The organism is Pseudomonas asplenii (assembly GCF_900105475.1).
Taxonomy (GTDB): Bacteria; Pseudomonadota; Gammaproteobacteria; order Pseudomonadales; family Pseudomonadaceae; genus Aquipseudomonas; species Aquipseudomonas asplenii.
In genome coordinates this window covers 6,498,498-6,521,682 of sequence record NZ_LT629777.1, presented here as the reverse complement: position 1 = coordinate 6,521,682, position 23,185 = coordinate 6,498,498, and the positions used below count along the sequence as shown (strand labels likewise).

Annotated in this window: 21 protein-coding genes; 11 read left to right on the top strand and 10 right to left on the bottom strand. The window is 60.5% G+C overall.

Annotated elements, in window-relative coordinates; genetic code table 11:
• Nucleotides 1-42: 42 nt before the first annotated feature.
• The 6 genes from BLU37_RS29315 to minC form a co-directional block, all read right to left on the bottom strand.
• Entirely contained in the window at nt 43-219 is a 177-nt protein-coding gene (locus BLU37_RS29315) for a hypothetical protein (RefSeq protein WP_010449132.1), read from the bottom strand.
• A 282-nt stretch (nt 220-501) separates the two neighbouring features.
• Nucleotides 502-1,791, bottom strand: coding sequence for a M18 family aminopeptidase (locus tag BLU37_RS28885; RefSeq protein WP_010449128.1), 1,290 nt, complete (start codon nt 1,789-1,791; stop codon nt 502-504).
• 151 nt (nt 1,792-1,942) lie between these two features.
• Nucleotides 1,943-2,578, bottom strand: coding sequence for an RluA family pseudouridine synthase (locus BLU37_RS28880; RefSeq protein WP_010449126.1), 636 nt, complete (start codon nt 2,576-2,578; stop codon nt 1,943-1,945).
• 184 nt (nt 2,579-2,762) lie between these two features.
• Nucleotides 2,763-3,017 carry a cell division topological specificity factor MinE gene (minE, locus tag BLU37_RS28875; protein ID WP_010449114.1) on the bottom strand — a complete coding sequence of 85 codons (255 nt, stop codon included), beginning with the start codon at nt 3,015-3,017 and terminating at the stop codon, nt 2,763-2,765.
• Nucleotides 3,018-3,020: 3 nt separating this feature from the next.
• On the bottom strand, nt 3,021-3,833 hold the full coding sequence (gene minD, locus BLU37_RS28870) for a septum site-determining protein MinD (protein ID WP_010449112.1): 813 nt from the start codon (nt 3,831-3,833) through the stop codon (nt 3,021-3,023).
• 205 nt (nt 3,834-4,038) lie between these two features.
• Nucleotides 4,039-4,776 carry a septum site-determining protein MinC gene (minC, locus tag BLU37_RS28865; RefSeq protein WP_010449110.1) on the bottom strand — a complete coding sequence of 246 codons (738 nt, stop codon included), beginning with the start codon at nt 4,774-4,776 and terminating at the stop codon, nt 4,039-4,041.
• 120 nt (nt 4,777-4,896) lie between these two features.
• On the opposite strand from minC, the gene BLU37_RS28860 reads away from it, so the two are divergent.
• Together BLU37_RS28860 and BLU37_RS28855 are read left to right on the top strand one after the other, a co-directional pair.
• Nucleotides 4,897-5,832: a lipid A biosynthesis lauroyl acyltransferase gene (locus BLU37_RS28860; protein WP_090210875.1), complete on the top strand. Its 936-nt coding sequence runs from the start codon at nt 4,897-4,899 to the stop codon at nt 5,830-5,832.
• A 73-nt stretch (nt 5,833-5,905) separates the two neighbouring features.
• Nucleotides 5,906-7,090 carry a patatin-like phospholipase family protein gene (locus BLU37_RS28855; protein WP_090210874.1) on the top strand — a complete coding sequence of 395 codons (1,185 nt, stop codon included), beginning with the start codon at nt 5,906-5,908 and terminating at the stop codon, nt 7,088-7,090.
• A 78-nt stretch (nt 7,091-7,168) separates the two neighbouring features.
• On the opposite strand, the gene BLU37_RS28850 is transcribed toward BLU37_RS28855, so the two are convergent.
• A complete protein-coding gene (locus tag BLU37_RS28850; protein ID WP_408003692.1) occupies nt 7,169-7,942 on the bottom strand; it encodes an MlaA family lipoprotein in 774 nt (257 codons plus the stop codon).
• A 7-nt stretch (nt 7,943-7,949) separates the two neighbouring features.
• On the bottom strand, nt 7,950-9,248 hold the full coding sequence (locus tag BLU37_RS28845) for a serine protein kinase PrkA (protein ID WP_010449100.1): 1,299 nt from the start codon (nt 9,246-9,248) through the stop codon (nt 7,950-7,952).
• A 235-nt stretch (nt 9,249-9,483) separates the two neighbouring features.
• On the opposite strand from BLU37_RS28845, the gene BLU37_RS28840 reads away from it, so the two are divergent.
• Nucleotides 9,484-9,843, top strand: coding sequence for a hypothetical protein (locus BLU37_RS28840; protein ID WP_090210872.1), 360 nt, complete (start codon nt 9,484-9,486; stop codon nt 9,841-9,843).
• A gap of 195 nt (nt 9,844-10,038) precedes the next feature.
• Here BLU37_RS28840 and BLU37_RS28835 read toward each other — a convergent pair whose 3' ends face one another.
• Nucleotides 10,039-11,589, bottom strand: a complete 1,551-nt coding sequence (locus BLU37_RS28835; RefSeq protein ID WP_090210871.1) for a glycoside hydrolase family 17 protein — start codon at nt 11,587-11,589, stop codon at nt 10,039-10,041.
• Nucleotides 11,590-11,919: 330 nt separating this feature from the next.
• Between BLU37_RS28835 and BLU37_RS28830 the strand changes: the two genes are divergently transcribed.
• The 3 genes from BLU37_RS28830 to BLU37_RS28820 all read left to right on the top strand — a co-directional run bounded on the left by BLU37_RS28830 (nt 11,920) and on the right by BLU37_RS28820 (nt 14,952).
• Nucleotides 11,920-12,771: a glycine betaine ABC transporter substrate-binding protein gene (locus BLU37_RS28830; RefSeq protein ID WP_010449095.1), complete on the top strand. Its 852-nt coding sequence runs from the start codon at nt 11,920-11,922 to the stop codon at nt 12,769-12,771.
• A gap of 214 nt (nt 12,772-12,985) precedes the next feature.
• Nucleotides 12,986-13,297 carry a DUF485 domain-containing protein gene (locus BLU37_RS28825; RefSeq protein ID WP_010449093.1) on the top strand — a complete coding sequence of 104 codons (312 nt, stop codon included), beginning with the start codon at nt 12,986-12,988 and terminating at the stop codon, nt 13,295-13,297.
• Nucleotides 13,294-14,952 carry a cation acetate symporter gene (locus tag BLU37_RS28820; RefSeq protein ID WP_090210870.1) on the top strand — a complete coding sequence of 553 codons (1,659 nt, stop codon included), beginning with the start codon at nt 13,294-13,296 and terminating at the stop codon, nt 14,950-14,952. Before BLU37_RS28825 ends, BLU37_RS28820 begins: the two co-directional genes overlap by 4 nt.
• Before the next feature lie 257 nt (nt 14,953-15,209).
• Here the strand turns inward: BLU37_RS28820 and gltA are convergent, their stop codons facing one another.
• Nucleotides 15,210-16,499 (bottom strand): citrate synthase, encoded by a 1,290-nt coding sequence (gene gltA / locus BLU37_RS28815; RefSeq protein WP_010449089.1) that lies wholly within the window; start codon nt 16,497-16,499, stop codon nt 15,210-15,212.
• Between the two features lie 352 nt (nt 16,500-16,851).
• Between gltA and sdhC the strand changes: the two genes are divergently transcribed.
• The 5 genes from sdhC (at nt 16,852) to BLU37_RS28790 (ending at nt 23,184) form a co-directional block, all read left to right on the top strand.
• Nucleotides 16,852-17,238, top strand: coding sequence for a succinate dehydrogenase, cytochrome b556 subunit (gene sdhC / locus BLU37_RS28810; protein WP_172833072.1), 387 nt, complete (start codon nt 16,852-16,854; stop codon nt 17,236-17,238).
• On the top strand, nt 17,232-17,600 hold the full coding sequence (gene sdhD, locus BLU37_RS28805; protein WP_017127966.1) for a succinate dehydrogenase, hydrophobic membrane anchor protein: 369 nt from the start codon (nt 17,232-17,234) through the stop codon (nt 17,598-17,600). The genes sdhC and sdhD overlap by 7 nt, the downstream gene beginning before the upstream one ends.
• Before the next feature lie 3 nt (nt 17,601-17,603).
• The gene (gene sdhA, locus BLU37_RS28800; protein ID WP_090210869.1) at nt 17,604-19,376 is read left to right on the top strand and encodes a succinate dehydrogenase flavoprotein subunit; all 1,773 of its coding nucleotides are present in this window, start codon (nt 17,604-17,606) and stop codon (nt 19,374-19,376) included.
• Nucleotides 19,377-19,386: 10 nt separating this feature from the next.
• Complete coding sequence (locus tag BLU37_RS28795; protein ID WP_010449077.1) at nt 19,387-20,091, top strand: succinate dehydrogenase iron-sulfur subunit; 705 nt, start codon at nt 19,387-19,389, stop codon at nt 20,089-20,091.
• A 261-nt stretch (nt 20,092-20,352) separates the two neighbouring features.
• On the top strand, nt 20,353-23,184 hold the full coding sequence (locus BLU37_RS28790; RefSeq protein WP_010449075.1) for a 2-oxoglutarate dehydrogenase E1 component: 2,832 nt from the start codon (nt 20,353-20,355) through the stop codon (nt 23,182-23,184).
• Nucleotide 23,185: the final 1 nt, after the last annotated feature.

The window sequence follows — 23,185 nt, the reverse complement described above, 5'->3', positions numbered from 1 at the left end:
TGCAGATCGACCGAGTGTACGCCAGCCTTGGGCGTCGCGCATTTATTCGGCCAGTTTGGCGAGGATCTTGTAGAGCACGGTCCCGAGGATCAACAGCATGCCAGACCACATCAGCGCCGGCCCGGCCCGGTTTTCCCGGAAGTTGAAGCCCACGGCCAACAGCAGCATACCGGCCAGGATCGGGATGAGCATCGAGTGGAATTCGAACGGGGTGATCATGACGACGGCCTTGTCGAGGGATATACCTTCAGTCTAGGTCGCTTTGGTGGGGATGCCTTGATGTGCATCAGGCGTTATCAGGTCGGGTGATGGGCCTGATGAAGAGGGGAGAGGCGATACTGTGGGGGCAGGATTTACCGAGGTTTCGGATCGCCGAGAAGCTTTTGGCGATCTCAAGGGCCTCTTCGCGGATAAATCCTGCTCCCACAGTCCGGATTTTTCTCATCGTCCGGAGTGTTCCCAGGGCTCTGGGGTTGCCCCCAGACCAAGGGGAACGCGGGCTCAGGGCAGTTCGTGGCTGGCGTAGAACGCGCCCAGGACTTTCACCAGATGCGCCAGGTCGTGGCTGCCCGCCAGTTCGCGGATCGAGTGCATGGCGAAGGTCGGCAGGCCGATGTCCACGGTACGCACGCCCAGGTGACTGGCGGTGATCGGTCCGATGGTCGAGCCGCAACCCATGTCGCTGCGCACCACGAAGCTCTGCACCGGGACTTCTTCGGCCATGCACAGATGGCGGAAGAAACCGGCGGTTTCACTGTTGGTGGCGTAACGCTGGTTGTTGTTGACCTTGATCACCGGGCCTGCGTTGAGTTTCGGGCCATGGTTGGCGTCGTGTTTCTCGGCGTAGTTGGGGTGTACGCCATGGGCGTTGTCGGCCGAGACCAGCAGCGAGCGCTGAATCGTGCGTACATAGTCCTCGCCTTCCGGCAGCAGGCGGCGCAGGGTCTGCTCGAGCATCGGGCCATCGGCACCGCAGGCGGAGCAGGAACCGACTTCCTCGTGGTCGTTGCAGACCAGCAGGCAGGTTTCCTCGCTGTCGGCATTGAGCAATGCCTGCAGGCCGGCGTAGCAGGACAGCAGGTTGTCCAGGCGGGCACCGGCGATGAAATCACCGTTGAGACCGATCACGGCGGCGCTCTGGGTGTCGTAGAAACTCAACTCGTAATCGAGTACCACGTCGGCGCTGAGGCCATGTTCGCGGGCCAACTGGTCGGTGAGCACTGCGCGGAAATCCACCCGCTCATCGCCGGCGAATTGCGCCAGGATCGGTGGCAGCTCGTTCTGTGGATTGATCGCCCAGCCCTGGTTGGCTTCACGGTTGAGGTGAATCGCCAGGTTGGGGATGGTCGCGATGGGGGCCTTGAAGTCGATCAACTGGCTTTCGACCTTGCCGTCGCGCCGGAAGGTGACGCGGCCGGCCAGGGACAGGTCGCGGTCGAACCAGGGCGCGAGCAGGGCGCCGCCGTAGACTTCGACACCCAACTGCCAGAAGCCATGGCGCTGCAGTTCGGGCTGCGGCTTGACCCGCAGACACGGGCTGTCGGTATGGGCGCCGACCATGCGGATGCCGGCCAGCAGCGGTGAGGCGCGGCCGAGCTTGAAGGCGATGATGGAAGAGTCGTTACGGGTGACGTAGTAGCGACCGTTAGGCTCGGTATGCCAGGTTTCGCGCTCGTCGAGACGCTGGTAGCCGGCCGCTTCCAGGCGTTGGACCAGGCTGGCGGTGGCATGAAAGGGGGTGGGAGAGGCCTTGAGAAAGTCGATCAGGCCTTGGTTCAACTCTGCGCGCATAAGTGGCTCCAGACGGCAATGTCGGGAGTTTACCGTATCTTGCAGGGGCCGGGCTTGCCCGCGAAGCTTTTAGCTACCGTGAGAGCGCATTCGCCAACAAGCCGGGCTCCTACAGGGCAATACAGGCGGCAGGAGTGATTCGCGGCGCGGCTCAGAACGGCGCCGGGCACTCGAAGCGCAGGCGCTCGCCGCTCTGCGGGTGGGTGAAACTCAGCATGCTGGCGTGCAGGCACAGTCTTGGCCAGGCCGCCAGCGCCTGCGGGTGGGCATACAGGCCGTCGCCCAGCAGTGGATGACCGATGGACAGCATGTGCACCCGCAGTTGATGCGAGCGCCCGGTGATCGGCGTCAGCTCTACCCGGCACCAGTCGGCATGGCGCTCCAGCACTTTCCAGAAGGTCAGCGCATGTTTGCCGAACTCGTGATCGACCACATGGCGGGGTTTGGTCGGCGGGTCGTAGCGCAGCGGCAGGTCGATGCTGCCACTGTCCAGTTCCGGCTGGCCCCAGCAGAGTGCGGTATAGGCTTTTTCGGTTTCGCGGTCATGAAACTGTCGCGACAGTTCGCGATGGGTGTCCGGGTCGCGAGCCAGCAGGATGATGCCCGAGGTTTCCCAGTCCAGCCGATGGACGATCAGGGCTTCGGGGTAGCCGTTTTCCTGCAGGCGGGTGATCAGGCAATCCTTGTTGTCGTCGGCCCGGCCCGGGACGGAGAGCAGCAGAGTCGGCTTGTCTACCACCAGTACGGCGGCGTCCTGATGGATGATGCGGATATTCGACAGCGGCATTAAAACAGCCTCGTAACAAACGCCAACGGCGGCCCGAAGCCTGCATCTCACTGTAGGAGCCGAGCTTGCTCGCGAAAGCGGTCAATCAGCCGACATTGAGTCGGCTGTAGAATCCATTCGCGAGCAAGCTCGGCTCCTACAAAAAGGTGCAGGTTCCGGGCCGCCGTGGCTCCGTCCGGATCGATCAGCGATCCGGCAGGGTGATATTGAGTTCCAGAATCGAGCAACTGCCCTGGTTTTCCAAGGCGACGTGCACGTCATCGGACCCGATATTGACGTACTTGCGGATCACTTCCACCAGCTCCTGCTGCAGGGCGGGCAAGTAGTCCGGGGTGCTGCGTTGGCCGCGTTCGTGCGCCACAATGATCTGCAGACGCTCTTTCGCAACCGACGCGGTGCTTACTTTTTTGCTGGCACGAAAGAAGTCAAAAAGGTTCATTGCTTAGTTGCCTCCAAACAGGCGCTCGAAGAATCCCTTCTTCTGTGCATCGAGGAAACGATGCTCGACGGTCTTGCCCAGCAGGCGGTCAACCGCATCGCTATAGGCTTGGCCAGCATCGCTCTGGTCGTCGAGGATGACCGGTACACCCTGGTTGGATGCCTTGAGCACCGCTTGGGACTCGGGGATAACGCCCAGCAGAGTCACGGCCAGGATCTCCTTGACGTCTTCGACACCCAGCATTTCGCCCTTGCTCACGCGCTCCGGGTTGTAGCGGGTCAGCAACAGGTGTTCCTTGATCGGCTCTTCACCTTGCTCTGCACGGCGCGACTTGCTGGCCAGCAGGCCGAGCATGCGGTCGGAGTCACGGACCGAAGACACTTCCGGGTTGGTGACGACAATCGCTTCGTCGGCGAAGTACATCGCCAGGTGGGCACCGGTCTCGATCCCCGCCGGGGAGTCGCAGACCACGAATTCGAAGCTTTCCTTGAGCTCCATCAGTACCTTTTCCACGCCTTCCTTGGTCAGCGCATCCTTGTCACGGGTCTGGCTGGCAGCCAGCACGTACAGGTTTTCCAGGCGCTTGTCCTTGATCAGGGCCTGTTGCAGGTTGGCTTCGCCGTTCACGACGTTGACGAAGTCATACACCACGCGGCGTTCGCAGCCCATGATGAGGTCGAGGTTACGCAGGCCGACGTCGAAGTCGACGATCACTGTCTTGTGGCCGCGCAGCGCGAGGCCGGTACCGATGGCGGCGCTGGTGGTGGTCTTACCCACACCACCCTTGCCGGATGTAACCACGAGAATCTTGGCCAAGGTGTATCACCCCTAAGGAAAAAGGACTCTTTTTAGCCCCTGAAGAACGTCGCTGAAAAACAACTGTAGACGTCTGGCTTTGGCTCGGAAGCGACGAAATGTTTAAAGTACCGTCGGTAATTTTTACATTTCGTGTTTTCCTAACCCCTTCAAGCCATTTTCGCTACGAAGAAGGCGACATTTCGGAAATGGCGGCAAGTATCCGTTAAAGCCGTATGATGTTCAACACGTCGCCGGACAAGCTGATCTGAACGCCCGAGCCCCACAGCGGATCGCGCCGCAAATCCTCGGAAACCTTGTACTGGCCGGCAATCGAGACCAGTTCGGCGCTTAGTTGCTGGCAGAAAATCCGCGCCTTGGTGTCACCCTTGACACCGGCCAGGGCGCGACCACGCATCGGTCCGTAAACATGGATGTTGCCATCGGCCAGAAGTTCCGCGCCGGGGCTGACGGAAGAAACCACCACCAGGTCGCCGCCCTGGGCGTAGACCTGCTGGCCACCGCGCACTGGCGTGGTGATGATCCGGGTCGGCTTGATCGTGGGTTCCGGTGGTTTTTCCGGTATTTTCTTCACTTCGCCTTCGGTCGGATCGACCGGCCGTTCACGGGCGCCGGAGGGCGGCAGTACTGGCAGGTCGATGGCGATCGCGGCGGCAATGTCCTCGATCCGGTTGGCGCGGATCGCCAGCGTCCTCAGGCCATGCTGGCGACAGATGCGCATCAGACCGGGCAGGTCGACGGCGCCCTGATCGGCGGGAAGTTTGTCCAGGGCCAGCACCAGCGGGGTGTTGCTGAAGAAATTGGGCGCCTGGAGGACCTTGGCCGCGAGTTGGCGGTCGAGGGCATCGAGGTTGTTCTGCGCCAGTTCCAGCACCGTAATGGCGAGCATGCTGCCCTTCAACTGGAACACGGGATCCTGGTCTAGCGGTTCGGTTTGGCTCATGGTCGGCATAACGTGGCTTGTCGCTGAAAGTGCCGAGACTTATAACGAGAACGCCCGCGCCCCGCAAGCCGACTCGAACCGTTGTAGAATGCGCGGCCTTGTGTCTGTCCGGAATCATTAATGGATCGCCCGCGTTTTCGAGCTGCTTTTTTTCATCCACGCTACTGGTTGCTCTGGTTGGGGCTTGGGCTGCTGTGGCTGATCGTTCAATTGCCCTACTGCGCCCTGTTGAAGGTCGGGCGCATCCTGGGCGCCGTGATGTACCGGGTGGCCGGCGAACGTCGGCGGATCGCCGCGCGTAACCTGGAATTGTGTTTCCCGGAGAAGTCCAGCGCCGAGCGCACCCGTCTGCTCAAGGAAAACTTCGCGTCCACCGGCATCGCCTTCTTTGAAATGGCCATGAGCTGGTGGTGGGCCAAACCGCGCCTGGCGCGTCTGGCCCATGTCGAAGGGCTTGAGCATTTGCAGCAGGCCCAGCGCGAGGGCAAGGGCGTGATCCTGATGGCGCTGCATTTCACCACGCTGGAAATCGGCGCGGCCCTTCTGGGGCAGCAGCACACCATCGATGGCATGTACCGCGAACATGGCAATGCACTGTTCGATTTCGTCCAGCGCCGTGGTCGCGAGCGGCACAATCTCGACTCCCTCGCCGTGGAGCGTGACGATGTGCGTGGGATGCTCAAACTGTTGCGCGCCGGCCGGGCGATCTGGTACGCCCCCGACCAGGACTACGGAATCAAGCAGAGTATCTTCGTGCCGCTGTTTGGAATCCAGGCGGCGACCGTCACTGCGACCAGCAAGTTCGCCCGTCTGGGCAAGGCGCTGGTGGTGCCCTTCACCCAGGAGCGGCTGGCCGACGGCAGTGGTTATCGGCTGGTGATCCATCCGCCGCTGACGGACTTTCCGGCCGAGTCCGAGGAGGTCGATTGCCTGCGGATCAACCGTTGGGTCGAGGCGTCGTTGCGGGCATGTCCCGAGCAATACCTGTGGACTCATCGGCGGTTCAAGAGCCGCCCGGCGGGAGAGCCCAGGCTCTACGAGAAAAAACGTCGATAAACTGCAGGGCCCTCTTGCTGCCAGGGAAGGGCCTGGTGTATCAGGTAGCTAGCTGACTGACGGAGTGTCGCGAATGAGCCCAACTGAACCGGTGACTGGCCTGATTCTCTCTGGTGGGGGCGCACGAGCCGCGTATCAGGTAGGTGTGCTGGCAGCGATTGGCGAGCTGCTGCCGCCGGGGACGAGCAACCCGTTTCCGGTGATCGTCGGCACGTCGGCGGGAGCGATCAACGCGGTCAGTCTGGCCAGTGGGGCGATGAACTTTACCGCTGCCATCGAACGTCTGAGTGCGTTCTGGCAGGGTTTTCGCAGCCATCGGGTGCTACGCAGCGACTGGCCGGGAGTGATTCACCAGGCCACGCGGTTTTTTGGCCACAGCCTGCTCGGCCTGGGTGCCCAGGTGCCGGTGGCCCTGCTCAACAGCTCGCCGTTGCGCGACCTGCTCGACGAGAAAATCCATTTGCCCGGTATCGCGCAGGCCATCGAGCACCAGCAACTGCGTGCGGTGGCGGTGACGGCCTTCGGTTATGAATCGGGGCAGGCGGTCACCTTCTATCAGGGCAAGGGTGCCATCGATTCGTGGTTGCGTCATCGGCGCATTGGCGTGCCGACCGAATTGACCGTCGATCATCTGTTGGCCAGTTCGGCGATTCCATTGCTGTTTGCACCGGTCAAGTTGGGGCCTGAGTATTTTGGCGACGGCGCGGTGCGGCAGTCGGCCCCCATCAGTCCGGCGTTGCACCTGGGCGCCACTCGGGTGCTGGTGGTTGGCGTCAGTGGCAACTCGCGCGGCCTCGACGCCCGGGAGGCCGTCGAGCGGCGCTATACGGGCCTGCAGCCGAGTCTGGCGCAGATCAGCGGACACATGCTCAACAGTACGTTCATCGATAGTCTGGAAAGCGACATCGAACTGTTGCAGCGCCTGAATCAGTTCGGTCGCATGCTGCCACCCCATCAGCCGCGCAGCCTGGGGCTGGCGCCGGTGGATGTGCTGGTGATCGCCCCCAGTCAGCCGCTCGACGAAATCGCTGCACGCCATCGTCACGAATTGCCGCCGGCGTTGCGTTTGTTCCTGCGCGGCCCGGGTGCGACCCGGACCAGTGGTGCCGGAGTGCTCAGCTATCTGTTGTTCGAGGCCGGTTATTGCAGCGAGCTGATCGAGTTGGGGCGCCGTGACGCCTTGGCCAAGCGCGATGAGCTGTGCCGGTTTCTCGGTCTGCCCCAGGCGGTGATGTTGCAGGCGGCTTCGGCCAGTTGACTGTGCCTGAAGACGCGCCAGAGATTGTCTCGGCGCGTCCTTGCTGGCGAGGAAGGGATATTTCTATCGCTTCCCGGTTTACTCGGCGATCTGCAACTTGCGCGATTCGGTATAGACGTAGCGCACCTTCTCGTATTCGAACGGCGAGTTCAACTGGCCATAGCGAAAGCTGGTGGTGTAGCGCTTGTCGACGGCGCGCAGCAGGTAGATCTCCGGATGGTTCTCGCTGGCCTGGGATACGTTGAGGAAGTTGATCTGCGATTCTGCTGCGAAGTCGAACACCAGGCCGCCGGTATCGCGCAGGTTGGACGGACCGAAGAACGGCAACACCAGATAGGCACCGCCCGGTACGCCATAGAAACCCAGGGTCTGACCAAAGTCCTCGCTTTGGCGCGGCAAGCCCATTTTGGTCGCCGGGTCCCACAAGCCGGCAATGCCGATGGTGGTGTTGAGCAGCAAGCGCCCGGTGGTCTCCAGTGAGCGCTTGCCCTTGAACTGGAGCAGGCTGTTGAGCAGGTTGGGCACATCCCCCAGGTTGCTGAAGAAGTTGCTCACGCCACTGCGCACAAAACCCGGCGTGACGTAGCGATAACCGTCGACCACCGGCAGGAACACCCACTGGTCGAACCGATAGTTGAAGTGGTAGACGCGACGGTTCCACGACTCCAGCGGGTCGTAGACATTCAGCGCGTTGAGCGTCGAGCGCTCGAATTCACGTTGGTCCAGGCCCGGGTTGAACTTGAGCGTCTTCAACGGCTCGGTGAAGCCGTCCGGATCTGGCGTTATCGGGGCTTGGGCCTTGCTGTTGTCGGCCTGGGCATAGCCGGCGCAGAGCAGGGCGGCGATCAGCATCAGATGTTTAGCCACGGAAGAACTCCAGCATGGCGTCGGCGTTGACGCGGTAATTGAGGTTGCCGCAGTGGCCACCGTGCGGATAGACAGTCAGGCGATTACCGAAGGTGCTGCGCAGGAAACCCAGGTCGCCAGGGCCGAGGATGACGTCGTCGGCGTTGTGCATCACGGCAATTTTCGGGCTGTCGTGCAGGTAGTCCTTGAGCGCGTAGAGACTGACCTGGTCGATCAGTTGCAGCAGGCTGCCGCCGTCGGTGCGGGCTCGCCACATCGGGATCACCTGTTCGGTCAGGTAGCAGTCGAAGTCGCATTGCAGCGCGCGTTTGAGCATCGGCGTCAGACTGGTGCCTTCGGTGATCGGGTACTTGGGCGGTGTGATCAGACCACGGCGGTTGATCAGGTCCGAAGTAAAGGCAATGTCCGCCGCCGAAAAACGGAAGGAGGTGCCGATCAGCATCGCCATCTGCTCGTTGGTCAGGTGCTGCTTGGACTGTTGGAAGTCGTAGAGCAGGGCGTCGTTGAGGTCGATGTAGCCCTTTTGCTGGAAGTAGCGGGTCAGCTTGGCCAGCACCAGTTCATAGAAAGTGGTGCTGTTGTTGATGCCCTTGACCTCGGTCTGCACCAGCTTGTCGAGGTTGGTGATGGAGGTATAGAGGTTGACTGGCGGATTGAGCAGCAGGACTTTCTTGAAGTTGAAGCTGCGCCGGGTCTCGTCCAGCTTGCTGACGAACGCTGCGTCCAGCGCTCCCAGGCTGTAGCCGCTGAGGTAGTAGTCGGTGACCGGCAGTTTCGGGTTCTGCGCACGCACGGCCTGCATCACCCGGTACATGTCTTCGGCGTCTTCCTGGGTCACCCCCGGGGTGGCGAAGCGCGAGGCGGCGCTCATGAAGTCGAAGCTGGTGGGCGACGACAACTGGACCACGTGATAGCCGGCCTTGTAATAGAGCTTTTTCAGGTACTCGTTGATGCTGCTGTCATAACGCGCGCCGGTGCCGGCGATCAGGAAGATCAGCGGTGCGGCGTGGTCCTGACGGGCGATGCGGTAGGTGAGTTTCTTCACGGCCCAGAAATTGTCCGGGAGGATGAACTCGCGTTCCGGGCGCAATCGCAGGCTGTAGTCCGATTGGTCGATATCGTCGTCGTCGGGCAGTTGCGGGCGCAGGTCCGGCGGGGTGGTGGCGATGGTCGCCTCGAACGGGTTGGTCAAAGGGTAGCCATAACTGGCGGCGTCGACATCGACGGCCAGCGCGGATGCACTCAGAATGAGGCCGCCGACAAAAGTGGCGAGGCGCAGAGAATGGAGCATGACTACATCCTTTAGAAGGAAATGCGGAGTGGGAGTCGCAGGCTATGACCACTGGGGTGCTGCCGAAGTGCCATGTCCACAGACGAAATAATCCAGTCTCTGTGCATTCATCCAGACAATAGCTCACAGAAGATACACTTTGCTGCAGTTTGCTGACCAGTTAACCCTTGTTAAAGCTTGCAAGCGGCGCCTTGGCGATTATGCTGGGCGCCGTTTTTGCCTATCGGAGTCGTTCATGTCCCGTCGTTTGCCGCTGATTTTGCTGCTTATCGTCCTGCCGCTGTGGCTGGCTGCCAGTTATGGCGTGCGGTATGGGTTGATGGAGGATGGGCAGTGGGTCGGTATCTGTGTCGATGAGGCGCTGCGCTGGGAATGCCAGGCGCGTTCGAGTCTGGGCTGGCTGATTCATTTCGAGGTGCTGGGGTGGATAGCTCTGGGCGCGGCGGTGCTGGCGTTCGTGCTGCCGCGTCGGCTGGGTTGGGGGCTGGCGGTACTGGCGCTGCTGATCGGGTTTCCGGCGCTGGCGTTGTACAACACCAGCCTGGCGGTGTTCGCTGTGGTGCTCGCCGGTTTGCGGCTGGTGCGGTCGGCCTAGCGGTTGGATGCAAAAAACTGGCCTTGGACTGCCCCAAGAAGTTGGACACTAATCCAACCCTTGGGGGCAGTCCACCTTGTGGGAGCCGGCTTGCTGGCGATAGCGGCGTATCAGGCACTGCCAATCTCATTGAATGGCCGTTTGCGGCGGATCTCCAGCAAGCGGGCTCCCACAGGTGAGTGGTGAGCCTGAAAGTCAGCGGCGAATACGCAAGCTGCGCCACAGCGCCACGACCAGCAGCACGCTGACCGCCGCCCAGCCCCAGGCCTGCGGGTTCTGCAGGCCTTCACGGTACAATTGCGGCACGATGCCGGCGCCTATGATGAAGGCCAACAAAGCGGTCTCTCCCCGTGGGGCGCGCACCGGGCGCAGCAGAAATACCCATGCTGGCAATAGCAGTGCTGCACTCGGGAAGCTGCGATAACGCGGGTCCAGCGCCAGCTCCAGCATCATCACCGCTCCCGCGAAGCCGGTTGCTGCCAGCAGCCAGCCGGAACGCTGCTCCAACCATTCGAAGGCGCCCTGGCGCCAGCCCGAGCGATTGCCCAGGGTCAAGGCCGCATGGGCCAGTACCAGCAGGTTCAGGCCCACTAGCAGGCCGGCCCAGAGCCATTCGCCGGTAGAACGGCTGGTCACCCGTGCCAGTTCGCCCCAGGCGCCGATGGAACAGGCGGCCAGCGCACCGAGCAGCGGTAGCAGCAGGGCACTGCGGGTGCTGCGCACACGCCCACCGATCAACAGGGTGGCGACAAAGAGTACGGCGCCGAATGCCAGCCATTGTGGCCAGTGCGGCAGGTCGGAGACAGGTCCTGCCAGTATGCCCTTGTCCTGGCGGTCGGCATCGAACAGGCCCCAGTAACCGCCCACCGCACCTTCGCTGCCACGCTTCCAGGGTTGGTCGAAGGCTTCGATCAGGTTGTAGTGCCAGCCGTTCTGTTCGGCCAGGTTGACGAAACCGCGAATGAACCGCGCTTCGTTGACCCGGCTCGGCAGTGCGGTTTCCCGTTGGCGACCTTCGCTTGGCCAACCGGTCTCGCCGATCAGGATGTCCTTGGGTGCGAAGCGGTTGCCGAAGGTCTGGCGGATCTGCGCGACATGATCGATGGCCGCGTCGATGCCTGCCGGATCGTCCTCCCAGTACGGCAGCAGGTGGATGGTCAGGAAATCCACTGCGGGAGCCACCTCTGGGTGGCTGAGCCAGAACTCCCAGACATCGGCGTAGGTCACTGGCTGCTTCACATGGGCCTTGACCTTGTGGATCAGCCTGACCAGTTGGGCCGTTGTCACTTCCTTGCGTAGCAGGGTTTCGTTACCGACGATGACCGCGCTGACCACGTCGGCATTGGCATTGGCCGAGGCGATCAGGGCATCGACTTCCTTTTCGGTGTCCACCGGATTGCTGTTGACCCAGGCCCCGATCATCAGCTTCAAGCCATGCTTGCGCGCCAGTTCCGGCATGGCTTCCAGGCCGGTCATGGAGTAGGTGCGAATGCATTCGAAGCGCGTCGCCAGCAACGCCAGGTCGGCGTCCATGCGTTCCAGGCGTGGTTTGAACGGCTGGTCGAAGGGCGACTGATCCTTGTCGAACGGTGTATAGGACGCGCATTGCAGCTTGTGGGTGGGGGTCGCGGCATCGGGCAGGATCACCGGCTGGCCGAGGCCATACCAGAATCCGCAGAGGGCGAAGAGCCCCAGCAGGCAGGCGAACAGATAAGGCAATAGCGGGAAGCGGGCGGTGGCGGGCATGGTCAGGCTATCTGGGAGCAAAGCCGGGCATATTACCCGGAATTACTCAGGCCTTGGGCTCGCGCAGTATTTTGTCATGCAAAGTCGTCGGTGTCGGATGAGGTGTTTTCCCAACTGGGCGATTGCTGGCTTTCTGATGTCGCTTCTCGCTGTCTTGAGGTCGCTGTCAGATCAGGTTGGTCGACGGGCTGGGTTGATGATCGGTGTATCAGTACTCCACTGATGATCGAACGGGTTTGGCCGTGAGGCGTGAAGGGGGCGCCGTGCACCATAACTATACGTTGAGGCCGTCCGGCATCCGCCGGGCGCAGCACTTTCGGGGAAGTAACGATGAAGATGCGACGACTCTTAGGCGCAGGTGCCGCTCTGGTGCTTGCCATCAGTTCCAGCCTGGCCAGTGCCGACACCAAGACCGTGACCATCGGTTACGTCGACGGCTGGTCCGATAGCGTTGCCACCACCAACGTGGCCGCTGAGGTGATCAGGCAGAAACTGGGGTATGACGTGAAGTTGCAGGCCGTGGCCACCGGGATCATGTGGCAGGGCGTGGCGACCGGCAAGCTCGATGCCATGCTTTCCGCCTGGCTGCCGGTGACCCATGGCGAATACTGGGCCAAGAACAAGGACAAGGTGGTCGACTACGGCCCCAACTTCAAGGATGCCAAGATCGGTCTGATCGTGCCGGAGTACGTCAAGGCCAACTCCATCGCCGATCTCAAGACCGATGAGAGCTTCAAGAAAAAGATCGTTGGCATCGATGCCGGCTCAGGTGTGATGATCAAGACCGAGCAGGCCATCAAGGATTACGGCCTCGATGGCTACAAGCTGCAGGCCAGTTCGGGCGCGGCGATGATTGCCGAGCTGACCCGTGCCGAAGAGAAGAAGGAATCGATTGCCGTCACCGGCTGGGTTCCGCACTGGATGTTCGCCAAGTGGAAGCTGCGCTTCCTCGAAGACCCGAAAGGTGTGTACGGCGCGGCGGAGACCGTGAACAGCATCGGCAGCAAGGAGCTGGACAAGAAGGCGCCGGAAGTGGCTGCGTTCCTGAAGAAGTTCCAGTGGGCATCCAAGGATGAAATCGGCGAAGTGATGTTGGCGATTCAGGACGGTGCCAAGCCTGAAGCGGCGGCCAAGGACTGGGTCGCCAAGCACCCCGAACGCGTCAGCGAGTGGACCCAGTAATCCCCCGACAGCTCTAGCTCGCGGTACCCAAGGCCGTCCGGCGTTTTCGCCTGACGGCCTTCGTGTTTCTGTTCGTTGAACATTTGTCTGCGCGGCGGCCAAGAGCGTAGAACTGAACTAATGTCGTTCTAATACTAAGGTCGTCTGGTTTCCCTTTCACAGCCGCCTAAAGTAAAAAATGTTTCATCTCATCTGTGCTGCGAGGATAAAAACAATGAACGACAGCATTTACCTCTCGATCCAGAACAGTCCGCGTTTCAAGGAGCTGGTCAGGAAACGGGAACGATTCGCCTGGATTCTCTCGGCGATCATGCTCGGGTTGTACTCGGGTTTCATTCTTCTGATTGCATATGGACCGCAGGTGCTGGGCGCCAAGCTCAGTCCGACCTCGTCGATTACCTGGGGGATACCGCTGGGCGTCGGTCTGATCGTCTCGGCCTTCATTCTTACGGCAATCTACGTGCGTCGCGCCAATGGCGAGTTCGACGACCTGAACAATGAAATCCTCAAGGAGGCTCGGCAATGATCCGGCGTCTATCCGCAGCCTTGGGTTTCATGGCCTTCGCCCCCGCGCTCTGGGCAGCCGACGCGCTGACCGGCGAAGTCCACAAGCAACCCCTCAATGTCTCGGCCATCGTGATGTTCATCGCGTTTGTCGGTGCAACCCTGTGCATTACCTACTGGGCGTCCAAACGTAACAAGTCGGCAGCCGACTACTACGCGGCGGGCGGCAAGATCACCGGGTTCCAGAATGGCCTGGCGATTGCCGGCGACTACATGTCGGCGGCCTCCTTCCTGGGGATTTCCGCGCTTGTGTATGCCTCGGGCTACGACGGCCTGATCTACTCCATCGGTTTCCTGGTGGGCTGGCCGATCATCCTGTTCCTGATCGCCGAGCGCCTGCGCAACCTGGGTAAATACACCTTTGCCGACGTGGCCTCCTATCGCCTCGGGCAAACTCAGATCCGCTCGCTGTCGGCCTGTGGCTCGTTGGTGGTGGTGGCGTTCTACCTGATCGCGCAGATGGTCGGTGCCGGCAAGCTGATCCAGCTGCTGTTCGGCCTGGACTACCATGTGGCGGTGATCCTGGTAGGGATCCTGATGTGCCTCTACGTGCTGTTCGGTGGCATGCTGGCGACCACCTGGGTGCAGATCATCAAGGCAGTTCTGCTGCTGTCGGGTGCCTCGTTCATGGCCCTGATGGTGATGAAGCACGTCAACTTCGACTTCAACATGCTGTTCTCCGAGGCGATCAAGGTTCACCCCAAGGGTGAGGCGATCATGAGTCCTGGCGGCCTGGTGAAAGACCCGATCTCGGCATTCTCCCTGGGCCTGGCACTGATGTTCGGTACGGCTGGCCTGCCTCACATCCTGATGCGCTTCTTCACCGTGAGCGACGCCAAGGAAGCTCGCAAGAGCGTGCTGTACGCGACCGGCTTCATTGGCTACTTCTACATCCTGACCTTTATCATCGGTTTTGGCGCGATCCTGCTGGTCAGCACCAATCCGGCGTTCAAGGATGCGGCAGGTGCCCTGCTGGGCGGTAACAACATGGCGGCGGTGCACCTGGCTAACGCCGTGGGCGGCAGCATCTTCCTCGGGTTCATTTCGGCGGTGGCTTTTGCGACCATTCTCGCGGTGGTTGCCGGCCTGACCCTGGCGGGTGCCTCGGCGGTTTCCCACGACTTGTATGCCAGCGTATTGCGCAAGGGCAAGGCCAATGAGAAGGACGAAATCCGCGTGTCGAAGATCACCACCGTTGCACTCGGTGTGTTGGCGATCGGCCTGGGTATCCTCTTCGAAAGCCAGAACATCGCGTTCATGGTGGGTCTGGCGTTCTCGATTGCCGCCAGTTGCAACTTCCCGGTGCTGCTGCTCTCCATGTACTGGAAGAAGCTGACCACCCGTGGGGCGATGATCGGTGGCTGGCTGGGTCTGCTCAGTGCGGTAGGGCTGATGGTCCTCGGTCCGACCATCTGGGTGCAGATCCTGCACCATGAAAAGGCCATCTTCCCTTACGAGTATCCGGCGCTGTTCTCGATGGCCATCGCCTTCGTCGGGATCTGGTTCTTCTCCATCACTGACAAGTCGGCCGCGGCGGAAAACGAGCGGGCGCTGTTCTTCCCGCAGTTCGTGCGTTCGCAGACCGGTCTGGGGGCGAGCGGGGCGGTTTCCCACTGAGAATTTGTATAGGCTTTTATATATAAGTAGCGAGCAAGCCAATGCCCTGGTCGAAAGACCGGGGCATTTTTATTGGGGAAGAGGGTAGGTGGCTTTGAGGGCGCTTTCGCAGCGGTCCAGGCAATGCAGGCCAGCCAGAGGGCACTGTCTAGTCCTGAAATAGGTGTAGACCTTATTCAGGACGGGACACACAAATGAAAACGGCCTCTAGATAGAGGCCGTTTCCGCTGCAGCGCAGGTGTTACGCAAGACAGATCTTACTTGCGGTCTTCCAGCTTGGTGATGTCGCGCGACTCGTAGCCGGTGTACAGCTGACGTGGACGGCCGATCTTGTAAGGGCTGGAGAGCATTTCCTTCCAGTGGGAGATCCAGCCGACGGTCCGCGCCAGGGCGAAGATCACGGTGAACATGCTGGTTGGAATGCCGATCGCCTTGAGGATGATCCCCGAGTAGAAGTCGACGTTCGGGTACAGCGAGCGCTCGATGAAGTACGGATCGGTCAGGGCGATCTCTTCCAGGCGCATGGCCAGTTCCAGCTGTGGATCGTTGTTGATGCCCAGTTCCTTCAACACTTCGTCGCAGGTCTGTTTCATCACGGTGGCGCGTGGGTCGCGGTTCTTGTAGACCCGGTGACCGAAGCCCATCAGCTTGAACGGATCGTTCTTGTCCTTGGCCTTGGCGATGAATTTGTCGATGTTCGAGACATCGCCGATTTCATCGAGCATGGTCAGTACCGCTTCGTTCGCACCGCCGTGGGCAGGGCCCCACAGTGCGGCGATACCGGCGGCGATACAGGCGAACGGGTTGGCACCCGAGGAGCCCGCCAGACGCACGGTGGAGGTCGAGGCGTTCTGCTCGTGGTCGGCATGGAGGATGAAGATCCGGTCCATGGCCTTGGCGAGCACCGGGCTGATCGGTTTGATCTCGCACGGGGTGTTGAACATCATGTGCAGGAAGTTCTCCGCGTACGACAGGTCGTTGCGCGGGTACATCATCGGCTGGCCCATGGAGTACTTGTACACCATCGCTGCCAGGGTCGGCATCTTGGCAACCAGGCGGACCGCCGAGATTTCGCGGTGCTGCGGGTTATTGATGTCCAGGGAGTCGTGGTAGAAGGCCGACAAGGCGCCAACTACACCGCACATGACGGCCATCGGGTGGGCGTCGCGGCGGAAGCCGTTGAAGAAGCTCTTCAACTGCTCGTGCACCATGGTGTGGTTCTTGACGTTGCTGACGAACTGGGCCTTCTGCTCGGCAGTTGGCAGTTCGCCATTGAGCAGCAGGTAGCAGGTTTCCAGGTAATCCGATTTTTCGGCAAGTTGCTCGATCGGGTAGCCACGATGCAGCAAAATGCCGTTATCACCGTCGATATAGGTGATTTTCGACTCGCAGGATGCGGTCGACATGAAGCCTGGGTCGAATGTGAACCGGCCCGTGGCCGTCAGGCCCCGCACGTCGATTACATCGGGACCAACGGTGCCGGTTAAAATGGGCAGCTCGACGGGGGCTGCGCCCTCGATGATCAACTGCGCTTTTTTGTCAGCCATGTGGCCTCCTATTTATGCTTGAAATCATCTGACAGACCCCCCACGCAGGGCCCGCACCACTATAGTGAGATAAATTCGAAAGTCAATTTGCCAAAAGTCTTACGCCAGAAGGCTTTGAACAGCATTTTTCCTCGAAATTGACGGCTGTTTACGCCTTTTGTCCGGTTAACGCAATGCACCGTTAGGGGTAGTCCTTTGCGTTGTCATTAGTAGCCTAACTGTCTATACTCGGCGTCCGACCGCCATGGGCTTTTGGGCCTGATTTATTGGGGGTCGTCACTCCCTGGGTGGTGGGTACCTGACCAGTGCACTTGCCCAACAACTTTGCCCTGATTGTTAGGGGCTCTTCAGTGTGAAAAAAGCCGTGAAAAGCCAACGACCTGTAAACCTAGACCTAAGGACCATCAAACTCCCAGTCACTGCTTACACGTCCATCCTTCACCGTATTTCCGGTGTCATCCTCTTTGTCAGCCTGGCCATCATGCTCTACGCATTGGACAAGTCGCTGAGCTCCGAGGAAGGCTTCGGTCAGGTGAAAGCGTGTCTGACCAGTCCGCTAGCCAAGCTAGTGATTTGGGGCATCCTGTCCGCCTTGCTGTATCACCTGGTTGCCGGTGTGCGCCATTTGATCATGGACATGGGCATCGGTGAGACGCTGGAAGGCGGCAAGCTGGGCTCGAAAATCGTTATCGCCATTTCCGTGGTGGTAATCGTTCTGGCAGGAGTTTGGATATGGTAACCAACGTCACGAACCTCTCGCGTTCGGGCCTCTATGACTGGATGGCACAGCGCGTGTCGGCGGTTGTTCTCGCGGCATATTTTCTGTTCCTGATCGGATACATCATCGCCAACCCGGGCCTGGGCTATGCCCAATGGCATGAGCTGTTCTCTCACGGTTGGATGCGCATCTTCAGTCTGTTGGCCCTGGTGGCCCTGGGCGCTCACGCCTGGGTCGGCATGTGGACCATCGCGACCGACTACCTGACGCCGATGGCGTTCGGCAAGTCCGCGACTGTAGTGCGTTTCCTGTTCCAGGTGGTATGCGGCGTCGCAATGTTCGCGTACTTCGTCTGGGGTGTGCAGATTCTCTGGGGTATCTGATTCATGGCTAACATTCCAACGATTTCTTTCGACGCCATCATCATTGGCGGCGGCGGCGCAGGCATGCGTGCCGCGCTGCAGCTGGCCCAGGGCGGTCACAAGACGGCTGTGATCACCAAGGTGTTTCCGACCCGTTCGCACACCGTATCCGCCCAGGGTGGCATCACCTGCGCCATCGCCTCCGCGGATCCGAACGACGACTGGCGCTGGCACATGTACGATACCGTCAAGGGTTCCGACTACATCGGTGACCAGGACGCTATCGAGTACATGTGTCAGGAAGGCCCGGCCGCGGTGTTCGAGCTGGACCACATGGGTCTGCCGTTCTCCCGTACCGAGTCCGGTCGTATCTACCAGCGCCCGTTCGGTGGTCAGTCCAAGGACTTCGGCAAGGGCGGCCAGGCGGCACGTACCTGCGCCGCGTCCGACCGTACCGGTCACGCTCTGCTGCACACCCTGTACCAGGGTAACCTGAAAGCCGGCACCACCTTCCTGAACGAGTACTATGCTGTTGACCTGGTGAAGAACCAGGAAGGCGCGTTCGTCGGTGTGATCGCCATCTGCATCGAAACCGGCGAAACCAGCTACATCCGTTCCAAGGCCACCGTACTGGCCACCGGCGGTGCCGGTCGTATCTATGCGTCCACCACCAACGCCCTGATCAACACCGGTGACGGTGTCGGCATGGCGCTGCGTGCAGGCGTTCCGGTACAGGACATCGAAATGTGGCAGTTCCACCCGACCGGCATCGCCGGCGCCGGTGTACTGGTAACCGAAGGTTGCCGCGGTGAAGGTGGTTACCTGATCAACAAGCACGGCGAGCGTTTCATGGAGCGTTATGCTCCGAACGCGAAGGACCTGGCCGGTCGCGACGTGGTTGCCCGTTCGATGGTGAAGGAAATCATCGCCGGCAACGGTTGCGGTCCGAATGGCGACCACGTGATGCTCAAGCTCGACCACCTCGGCGAGGAAGTGCTGCACAGCCGCCTGCCAGGCATCTGTGAGCTGTCCAAGACCTTTGCTCACGTTGACCCGGTCGTTGCTCCGGTTCCGGTCGTTCCAACCTGCCACTACATGATGGGCGGCGTTCCCACCAACATTCATGGCCAGGCTATCACCCAGAACGCCGAAGGCGTGGACACCATCATCCCTGGCCTGTTCGCAGTGGGTGAAGTGGCTTGCGTATCGGTTCACGGCGCCAACCGCCTGGGCGGCAACTCGCTGCTCGACCTGGTAGTCTTTGGTCGCGCGGCTGGCCTGCATCTGGAAAAAGCCCTGACCGACGGCATCGAATACGATGACGCCACCGACGCTGACATCGAGGCTGCCCTGGCACGCCTGTCCGCGCTGAATGGCCGTACAGACGGTGAAGACGTGGCTACCCTGCGTCGCGAGCTGCAAAGCTGCATGCAGAACTACTTCGGTGTATTCCGTACTGGCGAATACATGCAGAAGGGTATCGCCCAGTTGGCTCAACTGCGCGAGCGTATCGCCAACGTCAAGATCAACGACAAGTCGCAGGCATTCAACACCGCACGTATCGAAGCCCTGGAACTGCAGAACCTGCTGGAAGTGGCCGAAGCCACCGCCATCGCTGCAGAAGTGCGTAAAGAGTCCCGCGGTGCCCACGCCCGTGAAGACTACGAAGACCGCGACGACGAAAACTGGCTGTGCCACACCCTGTACTTCCCGGGTGAGAAACGCGTTGCGAAACGTGCCGTGAACTTCTCGCCGAAGACTGTTCCGACTTTCGAACCTAAAGTCCGGACTTATTAAGGTGACCGCTATGTTGCAAGTCGAAGTTTATCGTTACAACCCCGACGCCGACTCGGCACCGAAAACCCAGGTGTTCCAGGTCGATACCGGTGGCAAGGACCTGATGGTGCTGGACGTACTGGCGCTGATCAAGGAACAGGACGAAGGGTTCTCCTATCGTCGTTCCTGCCGTGAAGGCGTCTGCGGCTCTGATGGCATGAACATCAACGGCAAGAACGGCCTGGCCTGCATCACGCCGCTGTCTGCCGTGGTCAAGGGCAACAAGCTGATCGTTCGTCCGCTGCCAGGTTTGCCGGTTATCCGTGACCTGGTCGTCGATATGAGCATCTTCTACAAGCAATACGAGAAGGTGAAGCCATTCCTGCAGAACGATACGCCGGCTCCGGCCATCGAGCGTCTGCAGTCGCCGGAAGAACGCGAGAAGCTCGACGGCCTGTACGAGTGCATCCTGTGCGCTTGCTGCTCGACGTCCTGCCCGTCCTTCTGGTGGAACCCGGACAAGTTCCTGGGCCCGGCCGCCCTGCTGCAAGCCTACCGCTTCCTGGCAGACAGCCGCGACACCAAGACTTCCGAGCGTCTGGCTTCGCTCGATGATCCGTTCAGCGTATTCCGCTGCCGCGGCATCATGAACTGCGTCAACGTATGTCCCAAAGGCCTGAACCCGACTAAGGCCATTGGTCACATCCGTAACATGTTGCTGCAGAGCGGCGTGTGATTCAGTTGTTGCAACCGTAGGACCGCAACACCCGTAGAGGCTGCGGCGCAGGCTTCAACCGGCGCCGCAGTTTAACCAGAGCAATGGCTTACAAAGCGGTTGCTCTTATTTTGAAGAAATGAAGACCAGCAGGGGCATCCGGGCTGGTACCCGGACTATCAGCGTGATTCTGAGTGGCTTGTTTTGGTCGCTGTATTGCGATTGCTTCAAGCGTGCTTGGTGTATTCGCCGATGGTGTCCCCTAACCGAGGGTGACCAAGCATGCAAGAAAGCGTGATGCAGCGCATGTGGGAAAGCGGCTATCTTTCAGGTGGTAACGCAGCCTATGTGGAAGAGCTCTATGAGCTCTACCTGCACGACCCTAACGCTGTGCCAGAAGAATGGCGCACCAAATTTCAGACGTTGCCTTCCGATGGCAACTCTGCCACTGATGTATCGCACTCGACGATTCGCGATCATTTCGTGCTGCTGGCAAAGAACCAGCGCCGCGCCCAACCGGTTTCCGCCGGTAGCGTGAGCAGTGAGCACGAGAAGAAGCAGGTTGAAGTGCTGCGATTGATCCAGGCCTTCCGGATGCGTGGCCACCAGGCATCCCAGCTCGATCCGCTGGGACTCTGGCAGCGTCCTGCACCTGCTGACCTGTCGATCAATCATTACGGCTTGACCAATGCCGATCTTGATACGACCTTCCGTGCCGGCGACCTGTTCATCGGCAAAGAGGAAGCGAGCCTACGCGAAATTCACGAAGCGTTGCAGCAGACATATTGCCGCACCATCGGCGCCGAGTTCACGCACATCGTCGACTCCGAGCAGCGCCAGTGGTTCCAGCAGCGTCTGGAAAGTGTACGTGGCCGTCCGGCGTTCTCCCCGGACATCAAGAGCCATCTGCTTGAGCGCGTCACCGCTGCTGAAGGTTTGGAAAAATACCTCGGTACCAAATACCCGGGCACCAAGCGTTTCGGTCTGGAAGGTGGCGAGAGCCTGATCCCGATGCTGGACGAGATGATCCAGCGTTCCGGTTCCTACGGCGTCAAGGAAATCGTCATCGGCATGGCCCACCGTGGTCGTCTGAACGTACTGGTCAACACCTTCGGCAAGAACCCGCGCGAGCTGTTCGACGAGTTCGAAGGCAAGAAGAAGGTTGAGCTGGGCTCCGGCGACGTGAAGTACCACCAGGGCTTCTCTTCCAACGTGATGACCACCGGCGGCGAAGTCCACCTGGCCATGGCATTCAACCCGTCCCACCTGGAAATCGTTTCCCCGGTGGTCGAAGGGTCGGTGCGTGCCCGTCAGGACCGTCGCAACGATGCCAGCGGTGACAAGGTTCTGCCGATCTCCCTCCACGGTGACGCAGCGTTCGCCGGTCAGGGCGTGGTTCTGGAAACCTTCCAGATGTCGCAGACCCGTGGCTTCAAGACCGGCGGCACGATCCACATCGTGATCAACAACCAGGTCGGTTTCACCATCAGCAACCCGCTGGATGCGCGTTCCACCGAGTACGCCACCGACGTCGCGAAGATGATCCAGGCGCCGATCCTCCATGTGAATGGTGATGATCCGGAAGCCGTATTGTTCGTGACCCAGCTTGCTGTCGACTACCGCATGCAGTACAAGCGCGATGTGGTCATCGATCTGGTCTGCTACCGCCGTCGTGGTCACAACGAGGCCGACGAGCCAAGCGGCACCCAGCCGCTGATGTATCAGCAGATCACCAAGCAGCGCACCACCCGCGAACTGTATGCCGAGCGTCTGGTTCAGGCCAAGGTGCTGGACGACGCACGTGTCCAGGCCAAGGTCGACGAGTACCGCAACGCTCTGGACAACGGCCTGCACGTGGTGAAAAGCCTGGTCAAGGAACCGAACAAGGAACTGTTCGTCGACTGGCGTCCTTACCTGGGCCACGCCTGGACTGCGCGTCACGACACCCGTTTCGATCTCAAGACCCTGCAGGAACTGTCCGCCAAGCTGCTGGAAACGCCTGAAGGCTTCGTGGTCCAGCGCCAGGTCGCGAAGATCTACGAAGACCGTCAGAAGATGCAGGCCGGCGGCCTGCCGATCAACTGGGGCTACGCTGAAACCATGGCGTACGCGACCCTGCTGTTCGAAGGTCATCCGATCCGCATGACCGGCCAGGACATCGGCCGCGGTACGTTCTCGCACCGTCATGCCGTACTGCACAACCAGAAGGATGCAAGCACCTACATCCCTCTGCAGAAGCTGTACGACCAGCAGCCACGTTTCGACCTGTACGACTCGTTCCTGTCGGAAGAGGCGGTACTGGCCTTCGAATACGGCTACTCGACCACCACGCCAAACGCGCTGGTGATCTGGGAAGCCCAGTTCGGCGACTTCGCCAACGGTGCCCAGGTAGTGATCGACCAGTTCATCACCAGTGGCGAGCACAAGTGGGGCCGCCTGTGCGGTCTGACCATGCTGCTGCCGCACGGTTATGAAGGTCAGGGGCCGGAGCACTCCTCGGCTCGTCTGGAACGCTACCTGCAGCTGTGCGCCGAGCACAACGTTCAGGTCTGCGTGCCGACCACCCCGGCTCAGATCTACCACCTGCTGCGTCGTCAGGTCATCCGTCCGCTGCGCAAGCCGCTGATCGTGCTGACCCCGAAATCGCTGCTGCGTCACAAACTGGCGATCTCCACACTGGAAGATCTGGCGGAAGGCTCGTTCCAGACCGTTATCCCGGAAATCGACACCCTGGACCCGAAAAAGGTCGAGCGCGTCGTTCTGTGCAGCGGCAAGGTCTACTACGACCTGCTGGAAAAACGCCGTGCCGAAGAGCGTGACGATATCGCCATCGTGCGTATCGAGCAGTTGTATCCGTTCCCAGAGGACGATCTGGTTGAAATCCTGGCGCCGTACACCAACCTCAAGCATGCGGTCTGGTGTCAGGAAGAACCGATGAACCAGGGCGCCTGGTACAGCAGCCAGCATCACTTCCGCCGTATCCTCAGCGGTCACAACAAGTCCCTCGTACTCGAGTACGCAGGACGTGACGCGTCTGCTGCACCGGCGTGTGGTTATGCCTCGATGCACGCTGAGCAGCAGGAAAAACTGCTGCAAGATGCCTTTACTGTTTAAC